We start from the raw sequence: 13,684 nt of genomic DNA, 5'->3' as shown, positions 1-13,684 counted from the left end.
CCGGCGTCGTTACGGTGGAGTGGTGACGACAGTGGGCAAGGACGCTCCCGAGCTGCAGGACCTCTCCGAACTGGTCGACGCGCTGCCGGCGGGCGCGGTCCTCACGGCACCCGACAGCGTCGCGGCCTACCGCTTCGACTACACGGCCGACCCCGGTGCCGGGACGCCGAGCGTCGTCGTGCGCGCCACGACCGCCGCCGACGTCCAGGCCACGCTCCGGTGGGCGTCGGCGCACGGCGTGCCCGTCGTGCCCCGCGGCGCCGGCAGCGGCCTGTCCGGCGGCTCGAACGCCGTCGACGGGTGCGTCGTGCTCAGCCTCGAGCGGATGCGCCGCGTCGAGGTCGACCCGGCCACCCGCACGGCCGTCGTCGAGCCCGGCGCCCTCAACGCCGAGGTCAAACGGGCCGCCGCCGAGCACGGCCTCTGGTACCCGCCGGACCCGTCCTCGTTCGAGATCTGCTCGATCGGCGGCAACGTCGCGACCAATGCCGGCGGCCTGTGCTGCGTCAAGTACGGCGTGACGAGCGACTACGTCCTCGGGCTCGACGTCGTCCTCGCCGACGGCACCCTGGTCCGGCTCGGCGGCGCGCGCATCAAGGACTCCGCCGGCCTGTCGCTCGTCAAGCTCTTCGTCGGCAGCGAGGGCACGCTCGGGGTCGTCACCCGGGCGACGCTGCGCCTCGTGCCGGCCCAGGCCCCGCCGGCGACGCTCGTGGCCACCTTCGACGACGTCGCCGACGCCGCCCGCGCGGTCGTCGCGATCGGTGGGCGGTTGCGCGCCTCGATGATGGAGCTGATGGACCAGGCCTCGATCAACGCCGTCGAGGACCACCGCGCGATGGGCCTGGACCGGGACGCCGGTGCCCTCCTCGTGGCCCAGTCCGACGCGCCCGGCGAGGCCCGGGCCCAGGAGATCGCGGTCATGGAGCAGCTGTGCACCGCGAACGGCTCGCGGGAGTGCTTCACGACGACCGACCCCGACGAGGGCGAGCTGTTCGTCGCCGCGCGCCGGGCGGCCATCGTGGCCATCGAGCGCCGGGGCCTGCTCATGCTCGAGGACGTCGGTGTGCCGGTGCCCCGCCTGCCGGAGCTGCTCACCGGCATCGCCGAGATCGCGCGCCGTCGCGAGGTCGAGATCCCCGTCGTCGCCCACGCCGGCGACGGCAACACCCACCCGGTCATCGTGCACCCTCCCGGCGACGAGGCCGCCCGGGCGCGCGCGGCCATCGCCTTCCGCGAGGTCATGACCCTGGCCATCGGCCTCGGCGGCACCATCACGGGCGAGCACGGCGTCGGGCGGCTCAAGCGCGCCGCCCTCCCGGAGCAAGTGGGCCCGGACGTCATGGCGCTGACGCATCGCATCAAGTCCGCCCTCGACCCCCAGGGCATCCTCAACCCCGGATCGGGGTTCTGACGACGCCATCTGGTTCGAGGTATCCCGTCGCAATCCACCGCGACGAGCCACCTCGACCCGCGGCGCGACAACGCGAAGGCGGGCCCGACCGCATGGTCGGACCCGCCTTCGCGAGGCAGTGATCCCGGCAAGTGCCGGGTCAGATCACTTGAGCTCGACGGTCGCGCCGGCGCCCTCGAGCTGCTCCTTGGCCTTCTCGGCCGCAGCCTTGTCGACGTTCTCGAGAACGGGCTTCGGGGCGCCGTCCACGAGGTCCTTGGCCTCCTTGAGGCCGAGGCTCGTGAGGGCGCGGACCTCCTTGATGACCTGGATCTTCTTCTCGCCCGCGGCGGTGAGAACGACGTCGAACGAGTCCTTCTCCTCCTCCTCGACGGGGGCAGCGGCGCCGCCGCCGGCCGCCGGAGCGGCGGCAACGGGGGCAGCAGCGGTGACCTCGAAGGTCTCCTCGAACTGCTTCACGAACTCGGAGAGCTCGATGAGGGTCATCTCCTTGAAGGCGTCAAGGAGCTCGTCGGTGCTGAGCTTCGCCATGATGGCTTCCTTCCTGTTTCTTGCCGTGAGTGGCGTTGTGGTGGTTGAGCGACGCCGTGCGTCAGCTCTCGTCGCCACCCTCGGCGACGTCGGTGGTGGCCTCGTCGGCGGCAGCCGGCGCGGCGGGTCCCTGGGCCTCGACCTTCTGGCGCAGCGCGTCGACCACACGGGCCGTCTGCGACAGAGGAGCGACGAACAGGTACGCGGCCTTGGTGAGCGAGCCCTTCATGGCGCCCGCCAGCTTGGCCAGGAGAACCTCGCGGGACTCGAGGTCCGCGAGCTTCGTGATGTCCTCGGCCGTCAGCGGCTTGCCGTCGAGGACGCCGGCCTTGATGACGAGGAGCGGGTGTGCCTTGGCGAAGTCACGCAGGCCCTTGGCCGCCTCGACCGGGTCACCGGTGACGAAGGCGATCGCGGACGGGCCCTGGAGCTGGCCGTCGAAGGCCGTGATCCCGGCCTCCTTGGCGGCGAGCTCCGTGAGCGTGTTCTTGACCACGGCGTAGGTGGCGTGCTCTCGGATCGAGCTGCGCAGCTCGGACAGCTGCTTCACGGTCAGACCGCGGTACTCGGTGAGAACGGCCGCGCCGGACTCACGGAAACGGTCCGTGATCTCGGCGATGGCTGCCGTCTTCTCGGCGTTCGCCATCTGGGCCTCCTTCCCTTGCGTGGTGACGCCGGGCGGAGGATCTCCGTAGGGCCTGCACGAAAAGAGCCCCGGCGCAGGCGCTCGGGGCTCGGACGGGCACGTGGGCGTGCCGCTCTCGCTCGATCGGCCTGCGCCGGTTGCCCGCATCGTGCGGGACCTTCGGGAGTCGTGGAACCACGTCTCCAACCGGCGGTCATTGGTCGCGGACCAGCGTACGTGCTCGGGCCGCCACGACAAAATCGAGCCATCCCGCGCCCGGCGAGAACCCGTCAGGCTCGGCGAGCGCGCCGCGAGCGCGCGGCGAAGTCCCGCCACGCGACACGGCGGCCCGCCCGATCCGGCGGGTCCGCGCCAGCATCCTCGCAATCGTCCCCACGAGCACCTAGCGTGGGGCCATGGTGACTGGCGGTGGACCACGCCGGCACGAGCACCCCGGCGTGCGGGCCCTCCGGCGCCGGCGGCTCTGGGCCGGCACAGCGGTGCTGGCCTGCGTCGCGGCCGACGTCTGGTCGGTGAGCTGGGCCGGTGCGCGTGAGACCGACTCCCCCGCCGCCCTCCCAGTGCTGTCCCGGGTCGCCCTCACCGCCGGGACCGGCCCCCTCGTCCACGTCGACGCGGTGGAGACGGTGCCGACGTCGCCGCTCATGCCGGGCTCCGACGCCGCGGTCGCGGGCCAGCGTCCCCTCTCGACGACGCAGGGCCCGACGTCCGGCACCGCGTCGGAGGGCACGTCGACCTCGTCGGCGACGCACGTCGTCGAGCGGGGCGACGGACGCTTCACCGTCCTCGCCGTGCCCACCGACGCCGAGCGCACGCACGTCTCGAGCGGACGCGTCGTCCGCTACACGCTCGAGATGGAGGGCGGCCTGGACGTCGATCCCGACGAGTACACGCGGACGGTCGTCTCGGTGCTCACCGACGGACGGGGCTGGCAGGGCGTCGACCACGTCCGCTTCGTCGGTGTCTCGCCCCAGCAGGTCGCCGCGGGCACCACGCCGGACCTGCGCATCACCCTCGCGAGCCCGGACACCACCGACCGCCTCTGCGCCCCGCTCGAGACCCGCGGCCAGGTCAGCTGCCACAACTCGGGGCGCGTCGTGCTCAACCTGCGTCGGTGGGTCCTCGGCGCCGATGCGTACGGCAAGGACGTCACCGGGTACCGCACCTACCTCGTCAACCACGAGGTGGGCCACGGCATCGGTCACGCGCACGCCTACTGCGGGGGTCCCGGCCAGGCCGCGCCGGTGATGATGCAGCAGAGCTACGGCCTCAAGGGCTGCACCGCCTGGAACTGGCCGAGCCCGAAGCCCGCCTGACGCGTCCGGCAGCCCGCGCCGGTTCCCGGCCCCGCGGCCCGTCGTCCAGGGGGCGCGCCCGGGGCGCCGGGCACCGTGCTCGGCCCGACGCCCCGGTCGCGTCCGTCAGAGGACGGCGCTGTAGCTGTAGCCGATGCGGATGACCGAACCGGTCGGCAGTGAGCCGAGGACGCGGTCGGTGACGATCTCGACCATGACGACCTCGATCGACTTCGCGGTGCGGGTGACCTTGTGCAGCGTCACCTTGCCCAGGCCCGGCACCGTGACGACGGTGTTCGGCGGTACCGACCCGTTGACGGCCGGAAGCTTGGGGATGCTCAGCCCGGTGAACGAGCTGCGGTCGACGAGGACGGGCGCAGCCGACGGGCTCGACTGTGTCACCGCGGTGTCCGCGACGAGCGCGTCGGCCCCGATGACACCGGCGAGCACCCGCGGGGAGCCGACCCGGTTGACGACCCGCACCGCCCGGGAGGACGTCGTGGCCGTGGCGGCCACCGTGGTCGTCGTCGTGCCGGTCGTGACGACGCCCGGAACGGTGGCCGACGCGACGTTGGCGGAGCCGGTGCTGCCGGCGCACTGCGGGTGGGCCAGGGCCGTCGGGCTCGACAGCACTCGGCCGTCGGCGGCGTTGGCGCTCGTGGCGTAGCCGGTGCCCGCGACGAGACCCACGACCGGGCGGGTCAGCGACGAGCTGGAGACGCCGACGAGGACGTTGGACCCGATGTCGATGCCGAACGGGTTCCGGCCGGTGACGACGACCTGGAGCGCGACGGTCTGGACCCGCCACTCCGAGCCGACCCACGCCTTGGTCTGGCGGTTGAGGTAGACGGTCGCGTACGGCTTGCCGTCGCTGCCGCGCAGGTAGAGGGCCGTGTTCGGCGCGGGGGTCGCGCTCTGGGCCTGACCGGCAACCGTGAGACCGACGAGCTGAGCCCGGTTGCCGCCGGTGAACGTGGTGCTGCCGTTGACGACGGCGGTGCTGGCCGAGCTGACGGCGCTGGTGCGCACGAGCCCGCCCACGAGGTTGACAGCGCCCGTCGTGGCCGTCGTGCGGCTGACCTTGAGCCCGTTCTCGATGGACGAGGAGGCCGTGGTCGACGTCGCCCCGACGGTGCCGAGGGGCGCGGCGTTGACGGCGGCAGCGGTGCCCTTGACGGTACGCCCGAACGTCGTCGTGCACCCGATGCCGGCGTAGGCCACCGGCCCGGACACCACCTTCGAGCCCACGGCGGCGTAGGTGCCGTAGGCGTATGACAGGACCCCGACGTTCGGGAGGCCGGCGGCCTGCGCGGGTCCCGTCAGCGGGAGGGTGGAGACGGCAAGCGCCGCCGAGAGGAACGCGGTCCGTACCGCGCGATGCATGGTGCTCATGGAAGCTCCTGACTCGATCCCACACAGCGTCGGTCCCCTGTGACCGACCCACCCGGCAAACGAGCGCGCAGCTCGAGGTGTTATGGGTGGTTGGCCCGAATTGTCGAAGCGCTCCCCAGCAGAACGCAGGTGGGAGGGCCGGACCCGCACGTGCGACGCGCCCGCCACCTGCTCCTGTGGGCAGGCGGCGAGCGCGTCGGTCGCAGCAGGTCGATCCCGCGTCAGGGAGCCGGGTGGACCACCATCGCGGACCCCCCGCCCCGGCGCACCGGTTCGGCCGCCGCCTCGAAGATCCCGTCGCCGAGGCTGCGGATGGCCGTGACGGCACCGATCTCGCCGGCGTCGGTCAGCGTGTGGCCCAGGGCGCGCAGACCGGCGGCCGCGGGGCTGGCCAGGAACGCCGGCTCCGCACCCTCCCCCGAGGCGCTGTTGCGCGACGAGAGCCGCGGTGCGGCGATCGCGTCGACGAGGGAGAGGTCACGGTCGAGGTAGCCGAGGATCGTCTGCGACACCGACGTGATGATCGTGGCGCCACCGGGCGAGCCGACCGCCAGGAACGGCGTGCCGTCCTTCAGGATGATCGTCGGGCTCATGGACGAGCGCGGCCGCTTGCCCGGGCCCGGGAGGTTGGGGTCGGGCGCATCGCCCTGCGTCGGGGCGAAGTTGAAGTCGGTCAGCTCGTTGTTGAGCAGGAAGCCCCAGCCCGGCACGGTGATCCCCGAGCCGCCCGTCTGTTCGATGGTCAACGTGTAGGACGCCACGTTCCCCCACCGGTCCGCCGCCGTGAGGTGAGTGGTCGACTGCCCCTCGCTGGGCTGCGCCGACGCGGGTGCGGTGGCGCACGAGGTGTCGTAGGAGCCGTCGGGCACGCCCGGAGGTATGGGCCGCGAGTGGGCCTTGGCCGGGTCGAACAGGCAGGCGCGCTCGGCGGCGAAGTCGGGGTTGACGAGCTGGGACACCGGCACGCCGGGGACGTCACCGACGTACCGGTTGCGGTCGGCGAACGCCGTGGCCGACGCCTCCGAGAAGCGGTGGAGGTACTGGACGTCGCTGACGTCGCTGGTCGCCACCCCGGTGCGGTCCTCGTAGGCCTTCATGAGGTTGAGGATCTCGGCCACGGCGATGCCGCCCGAGCTCGGCACCGGCATGCCGTAGACGTCGAGACCCTCGTACCGCGAGTGGATCGGCGCCTTGGTCAGCGCACGGTAGGCCGCGAGGTCGCGCAGCGTCATCGTGCCGCCCATGACCTCCTGACCGGGCTTGGTGTGCGGCGCGTTGACCTCGCGGACGATCGCCTCGCCGAGGCGCCCGCGGTAGAGGACGTCGACCCCCTGGGTGCGCAGCGTCCGGTACGCCTTGGCCATGTCGGGGTTGGTGAACGTCGAGCCGACGGCGGGCGGCTGCCCCCCGGGCAGGAACACCCGCGCCGTGGCGGGGAACCTCGAGAAGCGGTCGGCGTTCTGGGCGGTCTGGTCGTGGAAGGTCTGGTCGACGACGAAGCCCTTCGCCGCCAGGCGCTCGGCCGGCTTGAGCGCCTCGTTGAAGGAGAGCGTGCCGTAGTCGCGCAGGGCCTTGGCCCACAGCGCGGGAGTTCCCGGGACACCGACCGACAGGCCGGAGTTCACAGCCGTGTTGAAGGCATAGGGCTGGCCGGTCGCCGGGTCGATGAAGGCCTGGTCGGTGAAGGACATCGGCGCCGTCTCGCGGCCGTCGATCGTGCTCACCTTCTTGGTGCGGGCGTCGTAGTAGACGAGGAAGCCGCCACCGCCGATGCCGGCGCTGTACGGCTCGGTGACCCCGAGGGCGGCGGCGGTGGCCACGGCCGCGTCGGCCGCGTTGCCGCCCCGGGCGAGGACGTCGATGCCGACCTGCGAGGCGTCCCGGTCGACGGAGCTGACCGCTCCACCGGAACCCGTCATGACGGGCACCTTCGGCAGCGTGGCGGGGCGGCCGTGCCATCCGCGGTCGGTCGTGTGGCTGGGGGCGGAGGTCGGGGTCGCGGGCTGCGCGCCCGCCTGAGGCGCGAGCAGGGCGAGCGGGAGGCCCGCGCTGACACCCGCCACGACCCAACGTCTGGTGCTGCGTGTCTGTCGGCTCATCCGTCGACCGTACTCGCGCAAGGCCGTTCGGGCGCCCTGGCGACCCGGCCGATTCGGCGGACACGAGCAGAGCCCGCCACCCGAGGGGTGGCGGGCTCTGGCGTCGGACCGGCCGTGGGCCGTCGGTGACCGAGGGCGTGGAGCGACCTCAGGCGGTCGCGTCCTCCTCGACGAGGAGGTTGCGCGTCTTGCTGAAGTCGAGCGGGATGCCGGGGCCCATCGTCGTGGAGATGGTGGCCTTCTCGATGTAGCGGCCCTTCGAGCTGGCCGGCTTGAGACGCAGGATCTCCTCGAGCGCCGCGGCGTAGTTCTCGACGAGCGACTTCTCGTCGAAGGAGGCCTTGCCGATGATGAAGTGGAGGTTCGCGTGCTTGTCGACGCGGAACTCGATCTTGCCGCCCTTGATGTCGGTGACGGCCTTGGCGACGTCCATCGTGACCGTGCCGGTCTTCGGGTTCGGCATGAGACCGCGCGGGCCGAGGACCTTGCCGAGTCGACCGACCTTGCCCATCATGTCGGGCGTCGCGACGACGGCGTCGAAGTCGAGCCAGCCGCCCTGGACCTTCTCGAGCATGTCGTCCGAGCCGACGTACTCGGCGCCGGCCTCACGGGCAGCCTCGGCCTTGTCGGCGTTGGCGAACACGAGGACGCGGGCCGTCTTGCCCGTGCCGTGCGGCAGGTTGACGGTGCCACGGACGGCCTGGTCGGCCTTGCGCGGGTCGACGCCGAGGCGGAAGGCCACCTCGACGGTCTCGTCGTACTTGGCCTTGGCCGTCTGCTTGGCGACGCGGACGGCCTCGAGGGGCGCGTAGACCTTGCCGGGCGTGATGAGCTCGGCGGCTGCGCGGTAGTTCTTGCTGCGCTTCATGACTGCTCCTTGCTGTTTCGTGGAGTCGTGGTGCGACCGTGCGCTGGTCTCCCACGGAGCCGCCGGCCGGGGGCCGGCCTCGGTGGCCGGTGTGCCGTGCGGCTCGGTTCGGGGCGGCCCGCCCCCGAGGGGGCGGGCTCCCGACATCAGGGTGACCCGGGCTCTCAGAGCTCGGTGTCGATGCCCATCGAGCGAGCGGTGCCGGCGATGATGCGCGCCGCCATCTCCTCGTCGTGGGCGTTGAGGTCCTCCATCTTCTGGCGGGCGATCTCGAGGACCTGGTCGCGCGAGAGCTTGGCGACCTTCGTCTTGTGCGGCTCGCCGGAGCCCTTGGCCACACCGGCGGCCTTCTTGATGAGCTCGGCGGCCGGCGGCGTCTTGGTGACGAACGTGAACGAGCGGTCCTCGTAGACCGTGATCTCGACCGGGATGACGTTGCCGCGCTGGGCCTCCGTCGCGGCGTTGTACGCCTTGACGAACTCCATGATGTTGACGCCGTGCTGGCCGAGGGCCGGGCCGACGGGCGGAGCGGGCGTGGCCTGACCGGCCTGGATCTGCAGCTTGATGAAGCCGGAGACCTTCTTCTTGGGGGGCATGGGTGCCTACCTTCTTCGTTGTGGGCCGACGCCGTGGGCGATGACCCGGTTGCATGCCTCCGCGGGGTGCCGCGGGGGCGATGGTGCGGACCGCGTGGTCCGGTCGGTCAGATCTTGGCGACCTGGCCGAAGGACAGCTCGACCGGGGTCTCCCGGCCGAAGATGGAGACCAGCACCTTGAGCTTCTGGGTGTCGGTGTTGATCTCGGAGATCGTGGCGGGGAGGGTCTCGAACGGGCCCTCCATGACGGTGACGGACTCGCCGACCTCGAAGTCGACGACCCGCACGTCCTTCGGCGCGCTCGACGCAGCCGCGGCGGCGCCACCGGCGGGGGCGGCGGCCTCGAGGCTCGGCGCGAGCATCGTGAACACCTCGTCGACGGACAGCGGCACGGGCTGGTGGGCGTTGCCGACGAAACCGGTCACGCCCGGCGTGTGGCGCACGGCGCCCCAGCTCTCGTCGGTGAGGTCCATGCGCACGAGGACGTACCCGGGCATCCGGACGCGGCGGACCTGCTTCTTCTGGCCGTTCTTGATCTCGGTGACCTCCTCCATGGGCACCTCGATCTCGAAGATGAAGTCCTCCATGTTGAGGGTCTGGATGCGCGTCTCGAGGTTGGCCTTGACCCGGTTCTCGTAGCCCGCGTAAGAGTGCACGACGAACCAGTCGCCGTCACGCATCCGGAGGTCACGCTTGAAGTCCGCGACGGGGTCGGCGCTCTCCGGCGCGCCGGCACCGTCGGCGTCGGCGTCGCCCTCGGCGTCGACGTCCGCGTCGCCCTCGGCGTCCGCGGCGCCCTGGGCGACCTCACCGGTCGTCTCGTCGAGAGTCACGTCGGCGGTGTCCTCACCCGCGGCGTCGACCGAGGCGTCGGACGCGTCGACCAGCGGCTCGACGACGTCGCTCTCGGTGTTCTCGCCGTTCGGGGCGCCCTGCGGGGCGAACTGCTCGGACACGCTCTGACCTACTTCCTTGCTCGTGGACCAGCCGGTGCGGCTGGGCTGACTCCCGGTGACGGGGGCGGCCGTGTCCCGCGCGCCCGGCCCGATGCGCGACCTAGGTCGTCGAACCGGTGAGGACCCACGAGATCAGCTTGCTCAGACCGAAGTCGAGCGCCGACACCAGGGCCATCATGACCACGACGAAGACCACGACGACCGTCGTGTACCGCACGAGCTCGGGACCCGTGGGACGCACGACCTTGCGCAGCTCGTCGAGGATCTGCCGGACGAAGAGGCTCATCGCACCGAAGAACCGCGACAGCGGGTTGCCGCCGCGAGCCTGGCCGGCCCGGCCGGACCCGCGCTTGGCGCTCGTCTCCGTCACGATTCCTACTTTCTGCCTGGGAAACGGCCCGCGACAGGCCCCGAGGTCCGGGGCAGGAGCCGCGTGCCGCCTTGCACGACGACCACATCACTGGGATGCGCAGGGCAAGAGGGACTCGAACCCCCAACCGCTGGTTTTGGAGACCAGTGCTCTACCAATTGAGCTATTGCCCTTCGCCGTGGTCGTGGGGCGACCGCGGCGGGACGGCATGCGACAGCATGGCCAGCGTCAGCCGTCCGAGCGACGATCATACGGGACGGATCGGCCCGACGCGAACCGGCCGTCGCGGCGCCACACCACCGGCATGCGGACCGCCCTGCTCGGGTCGCGCACCCGGTGGCAGGATCGTGGACGTGACGAACTCGCGCAGCCCCCTCGCGTCCCTGTCCGACGACGACCTCGCCGCCTTCCTCACGGAGCAGCAGGCAGCCTATGCGGCCCTGAAGGACCGCAGCCTCACGCTGGACCTGACGCGCGGCAAGCCCTCGAGCGCCCAGCTGGACCTGTCCGACGACCTGCTCCGGCTGCCGACGACGACGAAGGACCGCGGCGGCGTCGACGTCCGCAACTACGGCGGCCTCGAGGGGCTGTCCGAGCTGCGCGAGATCTTCGCCGACCTGCTCGGGGTCGACGCGTCGCAGGTCGTCGCCGGCGGCAACTCGAGCCTGACGATGATGTACACGACGGTCGTCGACCTGCTCCTGTTCGGCGGCGTCGGCTCGCCGCGGCCGTGGTCGCAGGAGCCCGCCGTGAAGTTCATCTGCCCCGTGCCCGGCTACGACCGCCACTTCTCGATGCTCGCCGAGCTCGGCATCGAGATGGTCAACGTCGACATGCACGACGACGGCCCGGACATGGCGGCCGTCGAGGCGCTCGTCAAGGACGACCCGACCGTCAAGGGCATCTGGATCGTGCCGACCTACGCCAACCCGACGGGGGCCGTCGTGTCGCAGGAGGTCGCGGCCCGCCTCGCCGCGATGCCGACCGCGGCGCCGGACTTCACGATCTTCTGGGACAACGCCTACGCGTTCCACCACCTCACCGACGACGAGGGCAAGAGTGCGGACATCCTCACGCTGGCGGCCGCCTCGGGGAACCCGAACCGGCCGATCATGTTCGCCTCGACCTCGAAGATCACCTTCGCGGGGGCGGGCGTCGCGGTCCTCGCGGCGAGCGAGGCGACCGTCCGGTGGTACCTCAAGCACCTGTCGATGGCCTCGATCGGTCCCGACAAGGTCAACCACCTGCGCCACGTCGAGTTCTTCCGCGACGCCGACGGCGTCCGCGCGCACATGCGCCGGCACCGCGAGATCATCGCCCCGAAGTTCGCCGCCGTCGACGAGGCCCTGACCGCGGGCCTGGCGGGGCTCGAGGTGGCCACGTGGAGCCACCCGACCGGCGGCTACTTCGTCAACCTCGACGTGCTCGACGGCACGGCCTCGCGCGTCGTCGAGCTGGCCAAGGCGGCCGGCATCGCCCTGACCCCGGCGGGGGCCTCGTTCCCGCACGGTCAGGACCCGCGCGACCGCAACATCCGCCTCGCCCCGACCTTCCCGACCCTCGAGGAGGTCCGCACCGCCATGGCGGGCGTCGCGACGTGCGTGGCCCTCGCCGCCGCCGAGAAGGTGACACGGGAGCGTGCAGCCGGGGTAGGGACCTCGCAGAGCACCGTCCCCGCCGCGGAAGGAGCGACACGGTGAGCGACACCGGGCCCGACGACAGCATCAGCGACGACCTGACGACCTACAGCGTCGACGACGAGGACCAGCCCTCGAACATCGAGGACCTGGACGACGAGGACGTCGACGACCCGCTGGACCGGGGCTACTCCCCGCCCGAGACCGAGCGAGGCACCGACGCGTTCGGGACGACCGCCTACGAGCAGTCCCTCGACGAGACGATCGACCAGCGCATCCTGCAGGAGGAGCCCGACCCCGCCTCGGCGTACGGGCGGCCCGAGAACGAGAGTGGCCTCGACGAGGACCGCCTCGGCGGTGACGACCCCGACTCCATCGCGGCCGAGGACGACTGGCTCGGTGACAACGAGGTCGGCGACCAGCGCGCCGGTCGCCTCGTCGCCGACGACGAGGGGGCGCACGAGGACGCCGAGAAGCAGGTGTGGGCCACCGACGTCGGGATCGACGGGGCTGCCGCGTCCGCCGAGGAGGCCGCGGTGCACGTCGTCGACGAGATCGCGGACGAGCCCGAGGACCGCTGACCCCGGACACAACGCACGACGCGGCCGCGTCGGCGCGCGAATCCAGGTTCCGGCGCGCGACATTTCCCGCGCTCCGACCACGTTTCGCGCGCTCCGTCCAGAAGCGCGCGAATCCAGGTTCGGGCGCGCGACATTTCCCGCGCACCGACCGGGTTTCGCGCGCTCCGTTCAGAAGCGCGCGAAACGCCGGTCCTCGGGCTGCGGCCGGCGCGGTGCCATGCTGTCGGCCATGACGCGCGACGTGCGGGCCCTGCCCAAGGCCCACCTGCACCTGCACTTCACCGGGTCGATGCGCGTCGCGACGGTGCGCGAGCTCGCCGAGACGCACGGGATGCGGCTGCCGGACGCGCTCCTCGGTGCGTGGCCGCCCCGCCTGGCGCGGGCCACCGACGAGCGGGGCTGGTTCCGCTTCCAGCGCCTCTACGACGCCGCCCGCAGCTGCGTGCGCGGTGAGGCGGACATGCGCCGCATCGTGCGCGAGGCCGCCGAGGACGACGCCGCCGAGGGGTCGCGCTGGCTCGAGATCCAGGTCGACCCGACGTCGTACGCGCCGTTCGTCGGCGGCCTGACGCCCGCGCTCGAGGTCGTCCTCGACGAGGCACGGTCCGTCTCGGCATCGGGCCGCATCGGCGTCGGCGTCGTCGTGGCGGCCAGCCGCATGCGCCATCCCCTCGAGGCCCGCACGCTCGCGAGGCTCGCGGCGAGGTATGCCGGCGACGAGCCGGGCCACGTCGTCGGGTTCGGCCTGAGCAACGACGAACGGCGCGGGAGCACCGCCGAGTTCGCGCACGCCTTCCAGATCGCCCGACGGGCGGGCCTCGTGCTCGTGCCGCACGGCGGCGAGCTGCTCGGCGCCCAGGCCGTCATGGAGACGCTGGAGGCACTCTCCCCGAACCGCATCGGCCACGGGGTGCGCTGTGTCGAGGACCCGCAGGTGCTCGACGCAGTCGCCGAGGCGGGCGTCACCCTCGAGGTGTGCCCGGGCAGCAACGTCGCGCTCGGCGTGTACGCCGATCCGGCCGACGTGCCGCTGCGGCAGATCGTCGACGCCGGGGTGCGGGTCGCCCTCGGGGCCGACGACCCCCTGCTGTTCGGGTCGCGGCTCGCCGCCCAGTACGCCGCGGCCCGCGACCTCGGGTTCGACGACGCGGGCCTGGCCGCGCTGGCCAGGGGCTCGCTGGAGGCCAGCCTCGCGCCGGAACGGGTGCGCAAGCAGGCGCTCGAGGACGTGGCCGCCTGGCTCGACGCCGGGGTGTGAGCCCCTGTCTCTTATACACATCTGACGCTGCCGACGACGGA

General features: G+C 72.2%; 13 protein-coding genes and 1 tRNA gene. 5 read left to right on the top strand and 9 right to left on the bottom strand.

Annotation, left to right across the window (positions count from 1 at the left end):
* Positions 1 to 31 precede the first annotated feature (31 nt).
* Positions 32 to 1,414 (top strand): FAD-binding oxidoreductase, encoded by a 1,383-nt coding sequence (locus ACR9ZK_RS04465; protein ID WP_481340699.1) that lies wholly within the window; start codon positions 32 to 34, stop codon positions 1,412 to 1,414.
* A 144-nt stretch (positions 1,415 to 1,558) separates the two neighbouring features.
* On the opposite strand, the gene rplL is transcribed toward ACR9ZK_RS04465, so the two are convergent.
* Together rplL and rplJ are read right to left on the bottom strand one after the other, a co-directional pair.
* Complete coding sequence (rplL, locus tag ACR9ZK_RS04460) at positions 1,559 to 1,945, bottom strand: 50S ribosomal protein L7/L12 (protein WP_481340674.1); 387 nt, start codon at positions 1,943 to 1,945, stop codon at positions 1,559 to 1,561.
* A 61-nt stretch (positions 1,946 to 2,006) separates the two neighbouring features.
* Positions 2,007 to 2,591: a 50S ribosomal protein L10 gene (rplJ, locus tag ACR9ZK_RS04455; protein WP_481340673.1), complete on the bottom strand. Its 585-nt coding sequence runs from the start codon at positions 2,589 to 2,591 to the stop codon at positions 2,007 to 2,009.
* Between the two features lie 395 nt (positions 2,592 to 2,986).
* Here rplJ and ACR9ZK_RS04450 point away from each other — a divergent pair, with 395 nt between their 5' ends.
* Positions 2,987 to 3,907 (top strand): DUF3152 domain-containing protein, encoded by a 921-nt coding sequence (locus ACR9ZK_RS04450; RefSeq protein ID WP_481340672.1) that lies wholly within the window; start codon positions 2,987 to 2,989, stop codon positions 3,905 to 3,907.
* Positions 3,908 to 4,012: 105 nt separating this feature from the next.
* Here the strand turns inward: ACR9ZK_RS04450 and ACR9ZK_RS04445 are convergent, their stop codons facing one another.
* The 7 genes from ACR9ZK_RS04445 to ACR9ZK_RS04415 form a co-directional block, all read right to left on the bottom strand.
* Complete coding sequence (locus ACR9ZK_RS04445; protein WP_481340671.1) at positions 4,013 to 5,278, bottom strand: choice-of-anchor P family protein; 1,266 nt, start codon at positions 5,276 to 5,278, stop codon at positions 4,013 to 4,015.
* A gap of 221 nt (positions 5,279 to 5,499) precedes the next feature.
* The gene (ggt, locus tag ACR9ZK_RS04440) at positions 5,500 to 7,377 is read right to left on the bottom strand and encodes a gamma-glutamyltransferase (protein ID WP_481340670.1); all 1,878 of its coding nucleotides are present in this window, start codon (positions 7,375 to 7,377) and stop codon (positions 5,500 to 5,502) included.
* A gap of 148 nt (positions 7,378 to 7,525) precedes the next feature.
* A complete protein-coding gene (gene rplA / locus ACR9ZK_RS04435) occupies positions 7,526 to 8,245 on the bottom strand; it encodes a 50S ribosomal protein L1 (protein WP_481340669.1) in 720 nt (239 codons plus the stop codon).
* A 164-nt stretch (positions 8,246 to 8,409) separates the two neighbouring features.
* Complete coding sequence (gene rplK, locus ACR9ZK_RS04430) at positions 8,410 to 8,841, bottom strand: 50S ribosomal protein L11 (RefSeq protein WP_481340668.1); 432 nt, start codon at positions 8,839 to 8,841, stop codon at positions 8,410 to 8,412.
* 107 nt (positions 8,842 to 8,948) lie between these two features.
* Positions 8,949 to 9,797 carry a transcription termination/antitermination protein NusG gene (gene nusG, locus ACR9ZK_RS04425; RefSeq protein ID WP_481340667.1) on the bottom strand — a complete coding sequence of 283 codons (849 nt, stop codon included), beginning with the start codon at positions 9,795 to 9,797 and terminating at the stop codon, positions 8,949 to 8,951.
* A 100-nt stretch (positions 9,798 to 9,897) separates the two neighbouring features.
* The gene (secE, locus tag ACR9ZK_RS04420; RefSeq protein WP_481340666.1) at positions 9,898 to 10,167 is read right to left on the bottom strand and encodes a preprotein translocase subunit SecE; all 270 of its coding nucleotides are present in this window, start codon (positions 10,165 to 10,167) and stop codon (positions 9,898 to 9,900) included.
* Positions 10,168 to 10,267: 100 nt separating this feature from the next.
* Positions 10,268 to 10,340, bottom strand: a tRNA-Trp gene (locus tag ACR9ZK_RS04415).
* A 180-nt stretch (positions 10,341 to 10,520) separates the two neighbouring features.
* On the opposite strand from ACR9ZK_RS04415, the gene ACR9ZK_RS04410 reads away from it, so the two are divergent.
* The 3 genes from ACR9ZK_RS04410 (at position 10,521) to ACR9ZK_RS04400 (ending at position 13,643) form a co-directional block, all read left to right on the top strand.
* Positions 10,521 to 11,867, top strand: a complete 1,347-nt coding sequence (locus ACR9ZK_RS04410; protein WP_481340665.1) for an aspartate aminotransferase type Ic — start codon at positions 10,521 to 10,523, stop codon at positions 11,865 to 11,867.
* Complete coding sequence (locus tag ACR9ZK_RS04405; RefSeq protein ID WP_481340664.1) at positions 11,864 to 12,385, top strand: DUF5709 domain-containing protein; 522 nt, start codon at positions 11,864 to 11,866, stop codon at positions 12,383 to 12,385. The genes ACR9ZK_RS04410 and ACR9ZK_RS04405 overlap by 4 nt, the downstream gene beginning before the upstream one ends.
* 229 nt (positions 12,386 to 12,614) lie before the next feature.
* Positions 12,615 to 13,643, top strand: a complete 1,029-nt coding sequence (locus tag ACR9ZK_RS04400) for an adenosine deaminase (protein WP_481340663.1) — start codon at positions 12,615 to 12,617, stop codon at positions 13,641 to 13,643.
* The last annotated feature ends 41 nt before the right edge of the window (positions 13,644 to 13,684 follow it).

This window comes from Monashia sp. HAY1-5C, assembly GCF_056755255.1.
The sequence above is the reverse complement of the archived record's forward strand: the minus strand, read 5'-3'. Positions and strand labels throughout refer to the sequence as shown.